Below are 18,447 nucleotides of genomic sequence, written 5' to 3'. Positions count from 1 at the left end.
AAATGTAAAACTCTCTGCGCCGCTGCATCGCAACACGACAACTTCGTTATGGTGGGGAATATAGGGGATCTGCCCGATGTGATTCAAGTCACATTCTGTCCGGAACGGAGTGATGGAGCAAGAAACCATCCCCCAAGCCATCAATTCAACAAAAAACAACCAGCATGCGCGCTTATTGCTCACAAATAGCGAACAAATTCACAAAACGTATGAATAAAGCCAAATGCATACAAATTAATTAACTATAATGTTGCAATAATGCAGCAATTTATTGATGAACTCTCGTCTCAAAAAACATATAGTAATAGCAGATTAATCATCAATGATTTCCCTGGTGTTGTTGTGTTTGCCCCTCATTTTTTGCGGGGCTTTTTTCTTCCCCCTGACCCGTCATCCCACTTGTTACTCCCTTTTTAGCGCGCGGCTAGCTACGTCTCTACCAGTGGTTTACCAATCTATGTGGAGCTATCACCGAGCGATAAAGGTACACTGAACTCCTCCTACCTCTACCCGGTGAAAAAGATGTCTTTCTTTGATGCTTTTAAGCTATTCGGTGACGCCCCCGTTGATGTCACCTGCCCTGAATGCGCAAAAAGTTCGCCGCAAAATCGCAGCAAGGTGAAAAAAAACGTCACGCTGATCTGCCCCCACTGTGGACATTATTTCCGTAAACGCGAAGATTGAGAGTGCCAGGAACGAACTGCGTCGGCTGAGATAGGCGGGAGTGGCTGCAAAATAACCGCTATCAATGGGCTCGATAGCGGCAAAGACCACATGGGACTTCGGAACGTTGTTTGAATGGATATGGCAAACACGGCCATTATATCCGTGTATAGTGAGTGGGTAGTGCCTACCCTCTTCATTTAGGAATTTATCCCGAGATTTCCAGTGTGGCTTGCACCGTGAGTATGAACTCCCAACCTCTGACGCTCAACTCGGTTGGAATAAGAGCACTGCTTCTAAACTACCATCAGTTTCCCATCCGCATATGAGCCATAATGTCATTCACCGCATCGTCAACTGTTCTGTGGTTGATGACCATAACAATGGGGCAATTTACTTTTTCCAGCCATTGCTGATGCCGGACAGCGTTTCTACTGACGTCAATTGATGTCTCATACGCTGCAGCCCATTCGACAAACTCCCTGTAGCGCTCATATTGATCACCGCCGGGTAAAATGGCATCCCCGAATCTCATTGACTCTCTGTGGCGGATACGTTCAAGACGAGTTTCATTTTCTACGTATACGTAGACCACTAGCTCAAAAAATGGGATAAACATGTCGCCCCAGCCACATAGCGAGCCACTCAGTATCCACTGTCTGTGGGCTGCTAATGCAGTTGACAGGCGCCGTTGTCTTTCTTGAGTTTGATACACCACGGTATAGGGCGGTGATGTGTTGCGCCAATAGAAATCATCGGAATCAAAATGTTGGCAATCAATTCGTTCAGCCAATCGTCTTGCGATCGATGTTGTCCCCACTCCAGAGGCACCCAAAATATGTATTCTGTTTATTTTTGGCGTCACCGGGGGCTGATTTTTAAGTATTCTGTCCATTAACCTATTTAGCCCTATTGGCAAACTGAATCGAAGACCTGGATCGCCGAAACGGGGCTGTTTTTTGCCTGCGGCATCAGCATATACCCCACAGTACATTGCATTTCACTACCGGCGCCCCATTTCACAATCAGCTCTCCTTTGTCTTCCGCTACACGAGCATACATTTGCCCACCTTGCCCCACTGAACCCACATTGTTGCCTTTACTATCAAAGATATCGGCGCCGAACGGTACCGGTTCCCCCTGATAGGTCGCATTCACCAGAATCGCCGTCCCTTGTTTAGTGTTGTATTTCAATTTCACCACCGCCCCGGAATACGGTGCAACTTTCTGGCTGGTGTTATCCAACTCAACATCCCCTGCGGTGCCTTTCGGATCAATACTGATTTCGTTCATCTGGTAGGGATTCAGGTAAGGCACCATTGCATAGCCGCGGGAGTTAACGTTCACCCCAGGATACGACGACACGCTGGCCCCTTCTGCTCCCTTGGCCTCTACCAGGGCAAAGGTGTCTGAGGTGTAGGGAGTAAAGGTGATCCCTCCTGCGTGGGCGATCACCGTCCCTGTCATACCGGCAGAGCCGCTCTGGTAGCCTTTCCCGGTGCTGTAGGTTCCACTCAGTGCGCTGACGCGGCTGCGGTAGTTGCCATTCACCGAACCGCTGGTCCCCATCCCCTGGTTGGCGTTCATCGCGGTTATGCCATAACTGAACTGATTCTCCACGCCGGAGGTACCAGATACCGTGGCCTGCTGGCCATAACGCCCACTGCTGTCATGAGATAGGTCCATTCTCAGCTGTGGCGTGTGGAGTTCGTCATTCCGGCCCAGTGGCAAGCTGAAGCTTAGCAGGTAGTTGGTTTGCATCTGCCCGATGCTTGAGTGACTGCGGTTGGCACTGATGCCGTATGACAGGCTCTTATAGCGGTTGTTATACCCCACCTGATACTGTATGTCGCTGCCATCCTGATTCCAGTAATCCTGCACTGAGCCACTGACATACAGTTGCCCCCAGTTATCCGGCAAGCCTTGCCCGGCGGTCAGCGTCAGGCGGTTTTTGACTCGTGATATGGAGTCCAGAAAATTCCCCTGTTCTGCCGCATCACGGGTTTGCGCGGCAGTCAGAAAATCCAGGTAGTTTTGGGAAGAAGAGCGATGGAAGACCGCCGAAAGGTTGCTGTTGGTTTCGCTGATAAGCTTGCTGTAGCTCAGTTGGTAACGCTGCCCGCTTAGGGTGCCGCCTGGCTGGCTCCGCCCGTTCGCATCGGTGCTATCACCCAGTTTCGTGCCGGCCTGAGTGATGTCAAAGGCCAGAGCCCCTATCGGGATCCCCAATGCCGCCCCTACCTGCACCGCATAGTAATCCTGGCTGATTTGCAAGCCACCATAGCCGGTAATGGCATTGGTCAGGCCATATTGATAAGTACTCTGGAATAGAGTCGGTTCATCACGCAGGTTTTCGCTACGCAATTGACCCGCAGTGACGGAATAGCGCGATGACCCCGGGCGCAGCAGTTGTGCCACCGAAGCATAAGGCACACTGAAAGTCTGTTCGGTGCCATCGGACTCACGCACGGTAACCACAAGATCGCCACCGTAACCGGTCGGGTAAAGGTCATTAATCAGGAACTCCCCCGGCGTCACTGTGGTTTCATATAAAACCTGGCCCCCCTGAGTCACGGTCACACGAGCATTGGTGCGGGCGATCCCCCGGATTTCCGGCGCATAGCCACGCAGGGATTCCGGTAACATCCGCTCGTCGCTGGCCAGTTGAGCCCCGGTAAAAGGCAAGGTATCAAACAATTGCCCGGTAGTATTCGATTCCCCCAGCAACATTCGCCCTTTCAGTAGCGGAATGTCGCGCTGTAAATAGGTATTAATACTGCTGTATTGGCTGGGCCCGTCACTCATCTGGCTATAAGAGCCGTTGTGACGCAAATACCAAGCCCCCACGTTCAGCCCGGCGTTCACCCCGGCGAACAGCGAGTTAAAGGTGTTGCCGTGCGATTCGCTGGTGTAACCATTAACGTTGTAACCAAGCAGGAACGCCGGGATACCGCTGTCCCATAATTCCGGGCTCACTGTGCCCCGGGCAATATTGAGCATGTAAATCTGAGGGATAATGATATCCAGGCGTTGTTCATTACTGTCGAAGTTCACCTGTGCTTCAGGAAGCTTATTTTGCAGATCCATACATAGGGCGCCGCTAGACTGCTGTTTTAAAAAGTCGGCGGGCAGTTTTTCGTAGTTGAACGCAATATTTCTAATAATGTCGCTGGTCAGGCAGGGATAGACCGACTTATCGGCCCGAGACTTGAATTCAATATCGGTATTACTGATCAGTTGATCGTTAACATACAGCGCGGTTTTGTAAATTCCGGGCAACCCTGAGGCGCCTTCAGCGAAACGGCTGAGATCGACCGACTGAACGTCATCAACGTTCAAAAAAGACGAGTCGAACTCCAGGCTCTTGGCACTGGTTTGCGGTGCGTTTTCAGTTGCCGCGTTGACACTTCCCGCCACAAAAATCGATAACGCCGCTACCGCCAAAGAGGCGAACGGCTCACGAATAGCGTAGCGCAAAAATTTTGACATCCCGCCCCCTCAAGAGCTTGATACCGGGTCTATCACTAAGACTTAAATATAAAAATAGTGATAGATATTATTATGTTACTTTATTACAGCATCGAAGGGGTTGACCGCACCATAGTCATTAACAACACTCCCACTGATTTTGTTGCCCCCATTGCCAGCCAGATTCAACACCATGCTTGAGCGCGGTGCCACCATGGCGTTATCGAGTTTTTTGCCGTTGACTGACAGGTTCACAAAGTTGACATAAAACGGCGTGGGATTGGTTGCCTGTACTTTGCCGCCTTGCGTGTTCCAAGTTACCGCTTTAGAAGCATCATTGGCATTGCCTTGCAGGCCCGCCGGACGATAGAACAGCTTGATCCGGGTACGGAAAGCCATTTGCAGACGGTTTTCGTTCGTTTTGGCTTCGCTCTTGGCCGGAACTTCCAGCACATTCAGCCAGAACACCGATTCCTTATCCATTGGCAAGCTTCCGCCAGCATAGCTGATACGTAGTGTCTGGCCCTTACCCTGCTCAACCCGGTTCATGGGTGGAGTCAGTACAAAGGGAACTTTGATTGCCGCAGGTTTGGCATTGGGATCGCCATTATCTATCCAGCTCTGCAGCAGTACCGGCGAGGGACCGACATTATTGATTTTGACGCTGACTTCTTTGGCGTCCGACGGATAAATCACACGAGTTCCGGTGAGTACCACGCTGGCCAGGCTGCTGCCACTGAAAAGGGCAATCGCGGCAAGAGTGCAAACCTGACGCGCAGTATTTAGAGGAAAAAGTTTCATAAAAAACTCCTAACCCAACGGGAGATAAAGGGGGATGACTCCCCCCTTCTAAAACTGCTTATTGATACTGAATAGAATAGACTACATTGCTGATCACGGTGCCAGCAGTAGTGGCTCCTTCAGCATAATAACGCACTGCATAAGGCAGGGTAGCGCTACCGCTAGTAACATCTTGATAAGTGGTGTTGGTCACCTGATTCGCGTTACCGGCCTCGATCACTGCCCGAGACGTGCTGGATGCGTCCAACAGTTGCAGACTGACGTTGGAAGCCGTGCCAGTCAGGTTTTTCAGGCGCCCGGTCACGGAATCTACCGAAGCCCCCGCTTCAAAGAAGGCTGAGGCAGTCTGCAGTGTGCCTGAACAGTTGTTCAGTGCCATCACGAAACCCGTTTCACCAGCGGTTTGGGTCGCGCCGTTCAACTGGCTGGTGCCAACGGTTGGCAGCACGACGGTGGCATCTGCCGTCTGACCATCGACTACGACATCACAGGTGTTGGCGGTCAGTTCACCGTTGAAGGTGATGGTACCGGTAGAAGCGGCCTGAGCCAGACCCACTGAACCAAATACCGCAACCAGGGAAGCTACAACTGTTAATTTTTTCATATTTATTCCTAGTGACCTTACGTCATTAAACTAATAGGTTACCCACAAAAATGTGGATATATTTATGCAATACATAACTCTATAAATATGACGAGTACATATCGGCAATAACACAGCATTGAAAATGCAGGACAATAACTGGTGCAATAAAATCAAATAGAAATACATTCACAAGATATCAATGAATGGTAGTTCCGTGTTGAAAGCCTTTTCAGCGAACCTTTATCCCTTACCCCATCACGAATCATTCGTTCGGTGTTGCATACTGCCTTGCTGTTGGGATAAATATTATCGCCAAGAACAGAATATTCTTAGTGAAGTAGTATAAAATGCAGGGCAAAACATTTATTACCATTAAAATCAATAAATTAAACAACGTTCTTATATGAAAGACCGGATTTCTCTATTGTTCTAACAGCACTGCAATTCCATATAAGAAAACCATGCAACAAATTGATATATAACAAAAAACCAATAAAATGGATTTTGGCAGCGATACGCAGATAGCTTCGCTTACCCATAAGTTACTTACTGCTCTGCAGCAAAGATAAAGCTCATCGGCGTTTGGCTGCTGATCTGTTTTTGAGGAAAACAAACGGGAGCCATAGGCTCCCGATACTCAATAGTGAATTTTTAGTTATTGGAATTTCAGCATGAAACCAGCCATAGCCTGATAATCACCCGCTTGAATATTTTCCGGCACACCATCTCCCTGAAGGTAAACGGTAAAAGGAAGGGTGTTATTACCATTCTGGAGCGAAAAGTTTTTGCTGGGTTTTCCCAGCTCAAGCACATTTCCTGAACCATCGGTCAAAGCAACACTGGCACCGCTAGCCGTACCTGTAATGCCAAGACGACCATCCTTTCCCTCCGCGCCAACGCTTTTTTGCTGGAATTTATCCAGCTCACTGTTTCCTCTCTGCAAGTTGCTGGTATCGACACGCAGAGCAATACTTACAATGTCACTCATGCTTTTCTCCAGGCGTAAAAAAACCACCCGAAGGTGGTTATAGACAGGATTTTATTCCTTCTGTTCGTTTTTTTACTCCTCGCCACGGGTCCAGTGAACCTCTCAGCGAGTAGAAATCAATCTTGGTTATGCCGCCATCACTATAGACATCTGCATTATCCGCTATCGAAATGATGCTGTAGTACTTCCCTGTTTTCTGTGATGTAACAGCTCCTCCCCCAGTCATATTACTTTGCCACGCAACCAAGATACATTCCTGCGTCTCCTGAACTCCGTTAGATGTCGTAAAAGAGGCGACAATCTCTTGATCTTCTCTATAAGTGTAGGGGTTAACGCACCCCGTGAGAGTTATCACTCCTAACGTCAGAAGTAGCCTTTTCATGCCCCTATCCCTTCAATATTTTAGGCTAAAGAGTAACAGGATATCATTGCTAACAAAACCAACAAGTAGACTACTGAGGAGGTAAAAACAATGCCATATCCTTGTAAGAATTAGCTTTCCTATAACTTTCCCCTTCATTTCTCATGAATAACCGAAAGCGCCGTCGCTTCAATCACCAAGATATCTAAGAACGCGGTTACCTCATCCTCTACGCCATGCAGTTTCATCAACCAGGGCAAACTGTGCAATCAAGCCCGCTTATACCGCTCATACCTGCACGCCATTGCTTGGCCATAATCCAATGTTAGCTCAACATCTGCACTCAATAATAACGATGCAAAGACTGGCAATAGCAAATGGGTATGGTTGGAATAGATTCGTCAAAATGGTAGATCAAGTATTGCCAAGAAAAAGCGGAACATTCGAACTGCAGTTAACTGATCCAACATCGAGTTTTGGCTTTTTTTCATACAGTTTTGCAGAAGATTTTTTGAAGGGGAAAAAACAAACGGGAGCCATAAGCTCCCGTTATCATGTTACGCTAAATCACAATTACATGTGTTTAACGATAGCGTCGCCAAACTCTGAACATTTCAGCAGCTTAGCACCTTCCATCAGGCGTTCGAAATCGTAGGTCACGGTCTTGGCAGCGATAGCGCCTTCCATGCCCTTAACGATCAGGTCGGCAGCTTCGAACCAACCCATGTGACGCAGCATCATCTCAGCGGACAGGATGATGGAACCTGGGTTCACTTTGTCCTGGCCAGCATACTTAGGCGCAGTACCGTGGGTGGCTTCAAACAGCGCACAATCGGAACCGATGTTGGCACCAGGGGCGATACCGATACCACCAACCTGAGCGGCCAGGGCGTCGGAGATGTAGTCACCGTTCAGGTTCATACAGGCGATCACGTCGTATTCTGCCGGGCGCAGCAGGATTTGCTGCAGGAAGGCGTCGGCGATCACGTCTTTAACCACGATCTCTTTACCGGTGTTCGGGTTCTTGATTTTCAGCCATGGGCCGCCGTCGATCAATTCACCACCGAACTCTTCACGTGCCAGTTCGTAGCCCCAATCCTTGAAGGCACCTTCGGTGAACTTCATGATGTTGCCTTTGTGAACCAGCGTCACTGAATCACGATCGTTGGTGATAGCATATTCGATAGCCGCACGAACCAGGCGCTTGGTGCCTTCTTCGGAACAAGGCTTAACGCCAATACCGCACTGCTCTGGGAAACGGATCTTCTTCACGCCCATTTCGTCGCGCAGGAACTTGATCACTTTGTCCGCTTCTGCAGAACCCGCTTTCCATTCGATACCGGCGTAGATGTCTTCGGCGTTTTCACGGAAGATCACCATATCGGTCAGCTCTGGCTGCTTAACCGGGCTTGGTGTGCCCTGATAATAACGCACCGGGCGCAGACACACGTACAGATCGAGCTGCTGGCGTAGTGCCACGTTCAGAGAACGAATACCGCCACCCACTGGCGTAGTCAGTGGGCCTTTGATCGCTACGCGGTAGTCACGAATAAGTTCCAGTGTTTCTTCCGGCAGCCACACGTCTTTCCCGTAAACGTGGGTGGATTTTTCACCGGTATAGATTTCCATCCAGGAGATTTTACGTTCGCCGTGGTAGGCCTTTTTAACCGCTGCATCCACCACGTGGATCATGGCAGGAGTCACGTCAACGCCAATACCGTCACCTTCGATGAACGGGATGATAGGGTTATGCGGAACAACCAGTTTACCCTGGGCATCAACCGTAATCTTTTTACCTTCTGCCGGAACAACTACTTTGCTTTCCATCAACCTCTCCTTTCTGTCTTCAAGCGCAATTTTTGTTAATGCTTTGTAAGATGCGTGTCAATACTACTTGAATATTCAGCTCGCGCCAATCCGAAACGGATTAGGCTATAATGCGCTTATCATTCGAAATCTCAAAGACCATGACTAAATTCTCTGTTAAAAATCACCAAGTTAAACGATTCAGCCGCAGTAAACCCGCAGCACGCCAGAAATCCCAGGCGCCGCGGCGAGTGGTCATCTTCAACAAACCCTTTGATGTGTTACCACAGTTTACCGACGAAGCAGGCCGCGTCACTCTGAAAAAATTCATTCCTTTCAGCGATGTTTATGCCGCAGGAAGGCTCGATCGCGACAGCGAAGGCTTACTGGTGCTGACCAACGACGGCAAGCTACAGGCACAGCTAACCCAGCCCGGCAAACGCACCGGTAAGATTTATTATGTGCAGGTGGAAGGCGAACCCCAGGAGAGCGATCTGGCCGCATTGCGCCTTGGCGTGACGCTGAACGATGGGCCAACCCTGCCCGCCGGAGCGGAACGGGTTGAAGAGCCAGAATGGCTATGGCCGCGCAATCCACCGATCCGCGAACGCAAGACCATCCCCACCAGTTGGCTGAAAATCACGCTCTACGAGGGCAGAAACCGCCAGGTGCGTCGCATGACGGCACATATCGGCTTCCCTACCCTGCGCCTGATTCGTTACAGTATGGGCAATCTTTCCCTGGGGAGCTTGCAACCTGGGGAATGGCAGACCGTCGATTCACTATAAGGAACCGCCATGTTTAAGCCGCACGTCACCGTTGCCTGCGTGGTTCATGCCGCCGGTAAATTTTTGGTGGTCGAAGAAACCATCAACGGTAAAGCCCTGTGGAATCAACCAGCCGGCCATCTCGAAGCGGATGAAACGCTGGTCCAGGCCGCCGAGCGCGAACTGTGGGAAGAAACCGGCATCCGTGCCAAGCCGCAGTCTTTTCTGCGGATGCATCAGTGGATCGCGCCAGACCGCACGCCGTTTCTGCGCTTCTGCTTTGTGATTGAGCTGGAGCAGCCGCTGCCCACCGAGCCGCAAGACGATGATATAGACTGCTGCCTATGGCTGACCGCCGAGCAGATCCTGAAGGCTGAAAACCTGCGTTCACCGCTGGTGGCCGAGACGATCCGTTGTTATCAGCAGCCGGAACGCTACCCGTTGTCGCTGGTTGCCAGCTTTAACTGGCCGCTTTAACGGCAAATAAGGGCCGTGCGCGCAGGCGGCCAACGTGGTAAAATCCTGCGCTTGTTTTTTTATCGCACAGTACGTGTTCAAGTTCGTGAGATCCCCATGTCAGACAACAGCCAGAAAAAAGTGATCGTCGGAATGTCCGGCGGCGTCGACTCTTCCGTTACCGCCTATCTGTTACAACAACAGGGCTATCAGGTCGCTGGGTTGTTCATGAAGAACTGGGAAGAAGACGACGACGAGGAATACTGCTCGGCCGCCACCGATTTGGCCGATGCACAAGCCGTCTGCGACAAGCTGGGCATCGAGCTGCATACGGTGAACTTCGCGGCGGAGTACTGGGACAACGTGTTCGAGCTGTTCCTTGAAGAGTACAAGGCGGGCCGTACCCCTAACCCGGATATCCTGTGCAATAAAGAAATCAAATTCAAAGCGTTCCTGGAGTTTGCGGCTGAAGATCTGGGGGCGGATTTTATCGCTACCGGTCACTATGTCCGCCGCCAGGACGTGGACGGCAAAAGCCGCCTGCTGCGCGGCGTCGACGGTAACAAAGACCAGAGCTATTTCCTGTATACACTGAGCCACGAGCAGGTCGCGCAAAGCCTGTTCCCGGTCGGTGAGTTGGAAAAGCCAGAGGTCCGCCGCATTGCGGAGCAACTGGAACTGGTTACCGCCAAGAAAAAAGACTCTACCGGCATCTGCTTTATCGGCGAACGTAAATTCCGCGACTTCCTGGGCCGCTATCTGCCAGCACAACCTGGCCCGATTGTTAGCGTCGACGGCCAAACCATCGGCGAACACCAGGGCTTGATGTACCACACCCTCGGCCAGCGTAAAGGCTTGGGCATAGGCGGTATGAAAGACAGCAGCGAAGATCCGTGGTACGTAGTGGATAAAGACGTCGCCAACAATATTCTGGTGGTCGCTCAAGGCCACGAACATCCGCGCCTGATGTCTATCGGCCTGATCGCCCAGCAGTTGCATTGGGTGGATCGCCTGCCGTTGACACAACCTCTGCGCTGTACGGTTAAAACCCGTTATCGCCAGCAGGATATTCCCTGCACCGTGACGCCGCTAGACGCCGAGCGCATCGAAGTTCGCTTCGACGAGCCGGTCGCAGCCGTCACTCCAGGCCAGTCCGCCGTGTTCTATCAGGGCGATATCTGCCTGGGCGGCGGCATTATTGAACAGCGTATACAGGAGTAACCGTGGCGAAGAATTATTACGACATCACGCTGGCCATGGCCGGGATTAGCCAAGCGGCCCGTCTGGTACAGCAGTTGGCGCACGAAGGGCAAATGGATGGCGAAGCCTTCCATACCTCACTCAACAGCCTGTTGCAGATGGATCCCCCTTCTACCCTGGCGGTGTTCGGCGGCGAAGAGCGTAACCTGAAGATGGGGCTGGAAACCTTGATTGGCGTACTCAACGCCAATAACAAAGGCCCGGCCGCCGAGCTGACCCGCTACACCATCAGCCTGATGGTGCTGGAGCGCAAGCTGAACGCCAACAAAACGGCGATGAATACGCTCGGCGAGCGGTTGAGCCAGTTGGAGCGTCAGTTGGCGCATTATGAACTGGGTTCAGATACCATCATCAGCGCCCTGGCCGGTATCTATGTCGATGTTGTGGCACCATTGGGGCCGCGCATCCAGGTAACAGGTTCACCCGCCATCCTGCAAAATCCGCAGGTGCAGGCCAAGGTTCGTGCCACCCTGCTCGCCGGTATCCGTGCCGCCGTGCTGTGGCAGCAGGTTGGCGGTAGCCGCCTGCAGTTAATGTTTTCCCGTAATCGTCTGCTCAAGCAGGCGCAAAATATCGTTGCTCATTGTTAAACTTCCCAGGAGTTGCTACCGATGGAATTATCCTCACTGACCGCCGTTTCCCCCATTGATGGACGCTACGGTGATAAAGTCAGCGCACTGCGCACCATTTTCAGCGAGTATGGCTTGCTGAAATTCCGCGTGCAGGTTGAAGTACGTTGGCTGCAAAAACTGGCCGCTTGCGCAGAGATCAAAGAAGTTCCCGCTTTTGACGCCGACGCAAACGCTTACCTTGATAAGATCGTCGCAGAATTCAGTGAAGAAGACGCCCAGCGCATCAAGACCATCGAGCGAACCACCAACCACGACGTTAAAGCGGTGGAATACTTCCTGAAAGAAAAAGTGGAATCAGTACCTGCTCTGCACGCCGTGTCTGAGTTTATCCACTTCGCCTGTACTTCTGAAGACATCAACAACCTGTCCCATGCGTTGATGCTGCACACTGCGCGTCAGGATGTGGTGTTGCCACACTGGCGCAAAATCATCGAATCCATCAAAGGGCTGGCGCTGGAATATCGTGATATTCCGCTGCTGTCACGTACCCATGGCCAACCCGCTACCCCGTCTACCGTGGGTAAAGAGTTTGCCAACGTGGCCTACCGGATGGAGCGTCAATATCGCCAGTTAGAGCGCGTTGAGATCCTCGGTAAAATCAACGGCGCAGTAGGTAACTACAATGCCCACATCGTGGCCTATCCGGAAGTGGACTGGCACCGTTTCAGCGAAGAGTTTGTCACCTCGCTGGGAGTGACCTGGAACCCGTACACCACGCAGATCGAGCCGCATGACTATATCGCCGAGCTGTTCGACTGCGTGGCACGTTTCAACACCATCCTGATCGACTTCGACCGTGATATCTGGGGTTACATCGCCCTGAACCACTTCAAGCAAAAAACCATTGCCGGTGAGATCGGTTCTTCCACCATGCCGCACAAGGTTAACCCGATCGACTTCGAGAACTCCGAAGGCAACCTGGGCCTGGCTAACGCGGTACTGGGCCATCTGGCTAGCAAACTGCCGGTTTCCCGCTGGCAGCGTGACCTGACGGACTCCACCGTGCTGCGTAACCTGGGCGTGGGCCTGGGCTATGCGCTGATTGCCTATCAGGCCACCATGAAAGGCATCAGCAAGCTGGAAGTGAACCGCGCACACCTGCTGGACGAACTGGATCACAACTGGGAAGTGCTGGCCGAGCCGATCCAGACCGTGATGCGCCGTTACGGTATCGAAAAGCCGTACGAGAAGCTGAAAGAGCTGACCCGTGGCAAGCGCGTAGATGCAGCCGGTATGCAAACCTTTATCGATAGCCTGGAACTACCGGAAGACGAGAAAACCCGCCTGAAAGCCATGACGCCAGCTAACTACATTGGCCGCGCCACCACCATGGTTGACGAGCTGAAGTAAGCGCCTTCCCTTGCAGCTTTAGAGGCTCTTTAGTTACCCGCCCAAGGGCGGGTTAACTTTAACCGAGCTGAATCTGCCCCCCTATGAAATAACAAGCCCTGCCGTTTATAGTGAGCTATCTGTGAAACGCCGCCCTTTATGGTAGAAAACTCGATCGTGCTCACCGATGGGTCTTAGTACACGGCAGGGAACGCCCGCAGCGACCACGTCTGCAGGCACATCCTTGGTCACCACGCTCCCTGAACCAATAACGCTGTTACGACCGATGGTAATACCAGGGTTAATGATGACCCCACTACCAATCCAGACATTATCTTCAATGGTGACGGGCAAAGAAAACTGCTGGCCGGTAATACGCACCGCAGGATCCACTGGGTGCCCCGTGGTAGATATCGTGACATTCGGCGCAATCATCACGTTGTCGCCAATCAGCACCTTACCGTCATCCACCACTACCAGATTAAAGTTGGCGTAAAAGTTATCACCAATAGCGATCTGGCTACCATAAGCAACATGCAGTGGCGGCTCAATCCAAACGTTCTTGCCGACGCTCCCCATCAGTTGACGGATCAGCGCTTCACGTTTTTTTTGCTCTGAAGGCCGCGTATGATTAAAGTCATAAACCAATTCTTTTCCGCGCAGGCGCTCTTCTGCCATACCTTCATCCATATCAGTGTATAAACACCCGCTGGCTAACTTTTCCCGTTGCGTCATCATCGTATTATCCTTGTCGTTGACTATGCCATATTCCTTACGGCTTCTGGTTCAGGTTTAAACGCTGACAGCGGCCCACGTCCCGACAAAGTGAAGACTGATATCAGAGTAAACGATAGCGCAATAAGCCCCAGAATAAGGTAGGTTCCGTGGAAACCGACTTTTTCATACATATTCCCGGCAAAGACCGACATGAACATAATCGCTAATTGTTTAAAGAAACAGAAACAAACCAGATAAATAGTGGCAGAGAAGCGCACCTCAAATACCGAAGTGATATATTTAAAACAGCCAACGATCAGGAACGGAATTTCAAACATATGCAAGGTTTTCAGAATAACCACTTCTACCGGTGTAGACGCAAATGAAGAGCCGATAATACGTATCGACATGATGAGCCCCGCGAGCAACAGCGCATTCTTCCCACCGATGCGGTTAACAATGAGCGGGGCAAAGAACATGATTGACGCATTCAGTAACTCTCCCATGGTGGTGACATAACCAAAAACACGCGTACCTTGTTCGCTTGATGAGAAGAACGAGGTGAAGAAGTTGGCGAATTGCTGATCAAACACATCGTAGGTACAGGAAACGCCCACCACATACAGGGCTAAAAACCAAAGTTTAGAGTCTTTCAGTAATTCGAACGCCAAGCGCAAATTAAACGGCTTACTGTTAGCCCCCAATTTGTCAGCAACCTGGGCGGTACTGCCTGCCTCAGGTTTAGCGATAAGTAACAGGATCGCCAGTATCACGGCACAGCCAGAACCGAGCCAGAATACAAACTCGTTGTTGATGGTGAACATAATGCCGACCACCGAGGCACACAAAGCCCAGCCCACACAGCCAAATAAGCGTGCTCGGCCAAATTCAAACGAGCTGCGGCGGCTTACCTTCTCAATATACGCCTCAATGGCTGGCGCACCCCCGTTATAAATAAAACCAAGGTAAATCCCGCCAGCAATGGAACCCAAGACAATATTAGTGCGTAATAGCGGGCCGAAAACATAGATAAAGAACGGTGCGAATAATATCAGCATCCCCGTGATTATCCACAGCAAGTGTTTTCTTAACCCCAGTTTATCTGACAGCAGGCCAAATATCGGCTGAAACAGTAATGAGAAGAAGGATATGCTGGCAAAGATAATGCCGGTATCGCTTTTACTGACCTGATTGATGTCATGCAACCAGATAGGGAAGAATGGGAAGTAGGCCCCCATGATGAAGAAATAGAAGAAGAAAAACAGCCCAAACATCCAGAAGTTGGTATTTTTTAAATAGTACATGCGAACTCCTTGTGCAAAACCCAAGCGCGTTTGAGTCCATACTCAGGTACGCGATATTATTTATATATTCATCAGGTAGGATGATGGATGTTTTTCTGTATTATAAAAAGTCGGGTTGCAGGGATGAGCTAAACCCACTACCCCAGTCACATAGATAACCCTGTGACTGGAGTAAACAAGTGCGACCAAGAATCCATCCCATGATAAATAAGTATTATTCACCGTACTGCCAAACCAGCTTATAGTTATAGTGCTCAGCATCCAGGATAAAATCCGGGCTCACACTCGGGCTCCATGAATCATCGCCGCCGACCCCCATGTGGAAACCATCTATATTGACCCAAACCCCCTGCTCCGGGCGCAACAAATGGTTATGCGAGGTATCCGCTAATTGTTGCTGACTATATTGGCTGAGGCCAAAGTGGAAATCCCCCTGCCACTGCCAACGACCAAATTTCAGTTGGCGAGTATTGCAACGCAATCCATTCTCCGTAGGGAAAATGTATGGCGTCTGTAGCTCAGAAAGCGGTAACGTCCACCGCCCAAGCTGAGCGGAAAGCTGGCGGTCAGGGTAGTTTTCGTGTGGGCCTAACCCCAGCCACGTTGCATGTTCGGCAACCTCCGCCAACTGGCAGCTCAAGCCAATCCGCGCCGGTGCTGGAATTCCGTAGGCTACATCAACATTGACATCAATCTGCAGTTTACCCTGGCAGTCGATCAAATAGGTCTTGTGGCTGATGAACATGATGCTGTTTTGGTAGGCATAAGCATGGGCCGTGCGGATCTGCACGCCTTGTGAAATCGAATCGGCTTCACATTGCAGTAAGCGCGTTTCTAGCGCGTACATACCCGCTCTCTTCCAACGTTCTACCCATGCATTAGGATCGATGTGAGCGGCATCGCTCACACCAATGTCATTATCAAGCGGTGCACGGGTAAAGTTGTCGCGTAACGGCGTCAACAGAGCGGCGTTTTCATCCTGCCACCACTGCTCAAGCAAACCGGTTTGCCGATTGAACTGCCAGCGCTGTGTATCCCACTCAATGCTGAAAGCGTCATTATGCTCGTTTAACCGAGGTGACTGCGCCTGAACGTCATTGTGATCCATTGGTAAGGTTAATGGTCGAGGTAAACGCCACTGGTCCCAGGCACAACGATGATGCTCTTCAGACCATGCTGTTGCCTTGATTTGGCGAACCTCCACGTTCAACCACAGTTCACCGCTCTCATTCAGTTCGGGAATATCACCCAATACGATTTTCTGTGTCCCCTGCGCCGCTAATGACAGTTCAGCCTCTCCCTGTGCGATAGCTTTCCCGTCCAAGGCTACATTCCAATAAAGCCGCTCGTTATCGCTGGTACGGAATAAATACTCACTGTTCACTTCAATCGTTAACGGCTGCTGTTCGAGCAGTTGGAACTGGAAAAACTGCTGGGCACGCTGCGCTTCAAACAGTGCCGGGTGCGGGCTGCGATCGGGGAATACCAGCCCGTTCAGACAAAATTGGCGGTCGTTAGGCGTATCACCGAAGTCGCCGCCGTAGGCCCAATAGGTTTGGCCGCTGTCATCTGTGCGATTCAGTGCCTGATCGACCCAGTCCCAAACAAAGCCCCCCTGGAGTCGCGGATGTTTACGAAAAGCCTGCCAGTAGCGATCAAAGCCACCAAAGCTGTTACCCATCGCATGGGCATACTCACACAGGATCAGTGGGCGGTTTTCATCGGGCATGCCGATCCACTTCTTGATCGACCATTTGGGTACTACCGGGAAAGGCTGATCCTGGTCGACGCGGGCATACATGGGGCACACAATATCCGTTGCCGCCGAATTGGCACCGCCGCCTTCATACTGCACCGGACGAGTAGGATCCTGGCTTTTCACCCAGCGATACAGCGCATCATGGTTGCTGCCGTGGCCGGACTCGTTGCCCAGAGACCAGATGATGATGCAGGCATGGTTGCGATCGCGTTGTACCATGCGCGTAACACGCTCGCTCATGGCAGGCAGCCAGAGCGGATCGTTCGACAGCCGGTTCATCGGCTGCATGCCATGCGTTTCAATGTTCGCCTCATCCACGACGTACAGGCCGTAGCGATCGCACAGCTTGTACCACAGCGGGTGGTTCGGATAATGGGAACAGCGCACGGCATTAAAATTATGCTGCTTCATCAGCAGGATATCCTGACGCATGGTGGCTTCATCCATGACCTGACCCTGCTCAGGATGGTGCTCATGGCGGTTGGTGCCACGTATTAATAGCGGCTGTCCGTTAAGCTTCAGTAAGCCGTTGCTGATTTCAACCTGGCGGAAACCCACGTCATAGGCTTCAGCCTCCACCAGTTCACCCGTTGGGGAGAGCAACTTGACCACGGCACGATACAGTGCCGGGTTCTCCGCACTCCACAAGGCGGGTTGATCCACCGGCAGGCGCAGGGTCGTACGCTCATCATAAGCGCCGCGCTCATCGATGATCTCGCTGCCAAAGGCCTGCGTTTGTTCGCCGATCAGGGCATCTTCACGCCACAGTTGCACCTGCACCCGGTGTTGTTGTGGCTGATGAGCCCGCACCTCTACCACCAGTTCCCCTCGGCGGAAACTGTCGCTTAATGGCGTGGTAATAGAGATATCGCTCAGATGAGTGGCGGGTTTATGCAACAGGCTGACATCGCGGAAAATCCCGCTCATGCGCCACATATCCTGATCTTCCAGATAACTGCCGTCGCACCAGCGTAATACCATCACCGCCAGCCGGTTTGCCCCTGGAACCAAAACGTCGCTGAGATCGAATTCAGCAGGTAAACGGCTGTCTTGTGAATAACCAACCCAGTGACCATTGCACCACAGATAAAACGCAGAATTGACACCGTCGAAAATAATCCGGGTCTGTCCCTGCGCTAGCCATCCCTCATCGACATTGAATGTGAGCGAATAACATCCTGTAGGGTTTTCTACCGGGACGAAAGGCGGATTAACCGGGATCGGATAGGTAACGTTGGTGTAAATCGGTGCATCGTAGCCAGCCAATTGCCAGTTTGACGGCACCTGTATTTCATCAGCGTTGTCCAGGTCGCTCTGTAGCCAGGTCTCCGGCACCCTTTCTGGCTGACTAAAATAGCTAAACTTCCAAGTGCCATTTAACGAAGCAGACTGAGTTGAAGCCCTATCTTCTCTTGCATCTTGCTCATTGCGCCAACTTTGAAATGGCGGATGCGCGGGTAGGCGACGGTATTGCGTACAGGCAGGATTTTCCCAGTCTCGACGAGATAAAACAGCGCTGAGTGATTTCCCTGTTTGAGATGAGTTCATGC

15 protein-coding genes are annotated in these 18,447 nt (G+C 51.3%); 6 read left to right on the top strand and 9 right to left on the bottom strand.

The window, feature by feature from the left end; all coding sequences use genetic code 11:
• The first annotated feature begins 522 nt into the window (after nucleotides 1-522).
• Nucleotides 523-684, top strand: coding sequence for a YnfU family zinc-binding protein (locus tag ACMV5H_RS05360; RefSeq protein ID WP_021178250.1), 162 nt, complete (start codon nucleotides 523-525; stop codon nucleotides 682-684).
• 286 nt (nucleotides 685-970) lie between these two features.
• Here the strand turns inward: ACMV5H_RS05360 and ACMV5H_RS05355 are convergent, their stop codons facing one another.
• The 6 genes from ACMV5H_RS05355 to icd all read right to left on the bottom strand — a co-directional run bounded on the left by ACMV5H_RS05355 (nucleotide 971) and on the right by icd (nucleotide 8,694).
• A complete protein-coding gene (locus ACMV5H_RS05355) occupies nucleotides 971-1,558 on the bottom strand; it encodes an AAA family ATPase (RefSeq protein WP_414821554.1) in 588 nt (195 codons plus the stop codon).
• A gap of 14 nt (nucleotides 1,559-1,572) precedes the next feature.
• Nucleotides 1,573-4,152 carry a fimbria/pilus outer membrane usher protein gene (locus ACMV5H_RS05350; RefSeq protein WP_414821553.1) on the bottom strand — a complete coding sequence of 860 codons (2,580 nt, stop codon included), beginning with the start codon at nucleotides 4,150-4,152 and terminating at the stop codon, nucleotides 1,573-1,575.
• 75 nt (nucleotides 4,153-4,227) lie between these two features.
• Nucleotides 4,228-4,932 carry a fimbria/pilus periplasmic chaperone gene (locus tag ACMV5H_RS05345; protein WP_094981829.1) on the bottom strand — a complete coding sequence of 235 codons (705 nt, stop codon included), beginning with the start codon at nucleotides 4,930-4,932 and terminating at the stop codon, nucleotides 4,228-4,230.
• 58 nt (nucleotides 4,933-4,990) lie between these two features.
• Nucleotides 4,991-5,536, bottom strand: a complete 546-nt coding sequence (locus ACMV5H_RS05340; RefSeq protein WP_021804664.1) for a fimbrial protein — start codon at nucleotides 5,534-5,536, stop codon at nucleotides 4,991-4,993.
• Nucleotides 5,537-6,173: 637 nt separating this feature from the next.
• Entirely contained in the window at nucleotides 6,174-6,506 is a 333-nt protein-coding gene (locus ACMV5H_RS05335; protein ID WP_414821552.1) for a fimbrial protein, read from the bottom strand.
• A gap of 934 nt (nucleotides 6,507-7,440) precedes the next feature.
• Nucleotides 7,441-8,694: an NADP-dependent isocitrate dehydrogenase gene (gene icd, locus ACMV5H_RS05330; protein ID WP_021804667.1), complete on the bottom strand. Its 1,254-nt coding sequence runs from the start codon at nucleotides 8,692-8,694 to the stop codon at nucleotides 7,441-7,443.
• A gap of 140 nt (nucleotides 8,695-8,834) precedes the next feature.
• On the opposite strand from icd, the gene rluE reads away from it, so the two are divergent.
• The 5 genes from rluE (at nucleotide 8,835) to purB (ending at nucleotide 13,138) form a co-directional block, all read left to right on the top strand.
• Nucleotides 8,835-9,461 (top strand): 23S rRNA pseudouridine(2457) synthase RluE, encoded by a 627-nt coding sequence (rluE, locus tag ACMV5H_RS05325; RefSeq protein WP_094981864.1) that lies wholly within the window; start codon nucleotides 8,835-8,837, stop codon nucleotides 9,459-9,461.
• Nucleotides 9,462-9,470: 9 nt separating this feature from the next.
• Nucleotides 9,471-9,917, top strand: a complete 447-nt coding sequence (locus ACMV5H_RS05320; protein ID WP_414821551.1) for an NUDIX hydrolase — start codon at nucleotides 9,471-9,473, stop codon at nucleotides 9,915-9,917.
• 96 nt (nucleotides 9,918-10,013) lie between these two features.
• Entirely contained in the window at nucleotides 10,014-11,117 is a 1,104-nt protein-coding gene (gene mnmA / locus ACMV5H_RS05315; RefSeq protein WP_021178255.1) for a tRNA 2-thiouridine(34) synthase MnmA, read from the top strand.
• Nucleotides 11,118-11,119: 2 nt separating this feature from the next.
• The gene (gene hflD / locus ACMV5H_RS05310) at nucleotides 11,120-11,746 is read left to right on the top strand and encodes a high frequency lysogenization protein HflD (RefSeq protein ID WP_021804670.1); all 627 of its coding nucleotides are present in this window, start codon (nucleotides 11,120-11,122) and stop codon (nucleotides 11,744-11,746) included.
• Between the two features lie 21 nt (nucleotides 11,747-11,767).
• Nucleotides 11,768-13,138 (top strand): adenylosuccinate lyase, encoded by a 1,371-nt coding sequence (purB, locus tag ACMV5H_RS05305; RefSeq protein ID WP_021804671.1) that lies wholly within the window; start codon nucleotides 11,768-11,770, stop codon nucleotides 13,136-13,138.
• A 105-nt stretch (nucleotides 13,139-13,243) separates the two neighbouring features.
• Here purB and ACMV5H_RS05300 read toward each other — a convergent pair whose 3' ends face one another.
• From ACMV5H_RS05300 to ACMV5H_RS05290, 3 genes are all read right to left on the bottom strand, one after another.
• The gene (locus ACMV5H_RS05300; RefSeq protein ID WP_257014223.1) at nucleotides 13,244-13,852 is read right to left on the bottom strand and encodes a maltose acetyltransferase domain-containing protein; all 609 of its coding nucleotides are present in this window, start codon (nucleotides 13,850-13,852) and stop codon (nucleotides 13,244-13,246) included.
• A 23-nt stretch (nucleotides 13,853-13,875) separates the two neighbouring features.
• A complete protein-coding gene (locus ACMV5H_RS05295; RefSeq protein WP_021804673.1) occupies nucleotides 13,876-15,138 on the bottom strand; it encodes an MFS transporter in 1,263 nt (420 codons plus the stop codon).
• A gap of 214 nt (nucleotides 15,139-15,352) precedes the next feature.
• Nucleotides 15,353-18,445, bottom strand: coding sequence for a beta-galactosidase (locus ACMV5H_RS05290; protein ID WP_414821550.1), 3,093 nt, complete (start codon nucleotides 18,443-18,445; stop codon nucleotides 15,353-15,355).
• Nucleotides 18,446-18,447 lie beyond the last annotated feature (2 nt).

This window comes from Serratia sp. N21D137, assembly GCF_047530005.1.
Taxonomy (GTDB): Bacteria; Pseudomonadota; Gammaproteobacteria; order Enterobacterales; family Enterobacteriaceae; genus Chania; species Chania fonticola_B.
The sequence above is the reverse complement of the archived record's forward strand: the minus strand, read 5'-3'. Positions and strand labels throughout refer to the sequence as shown.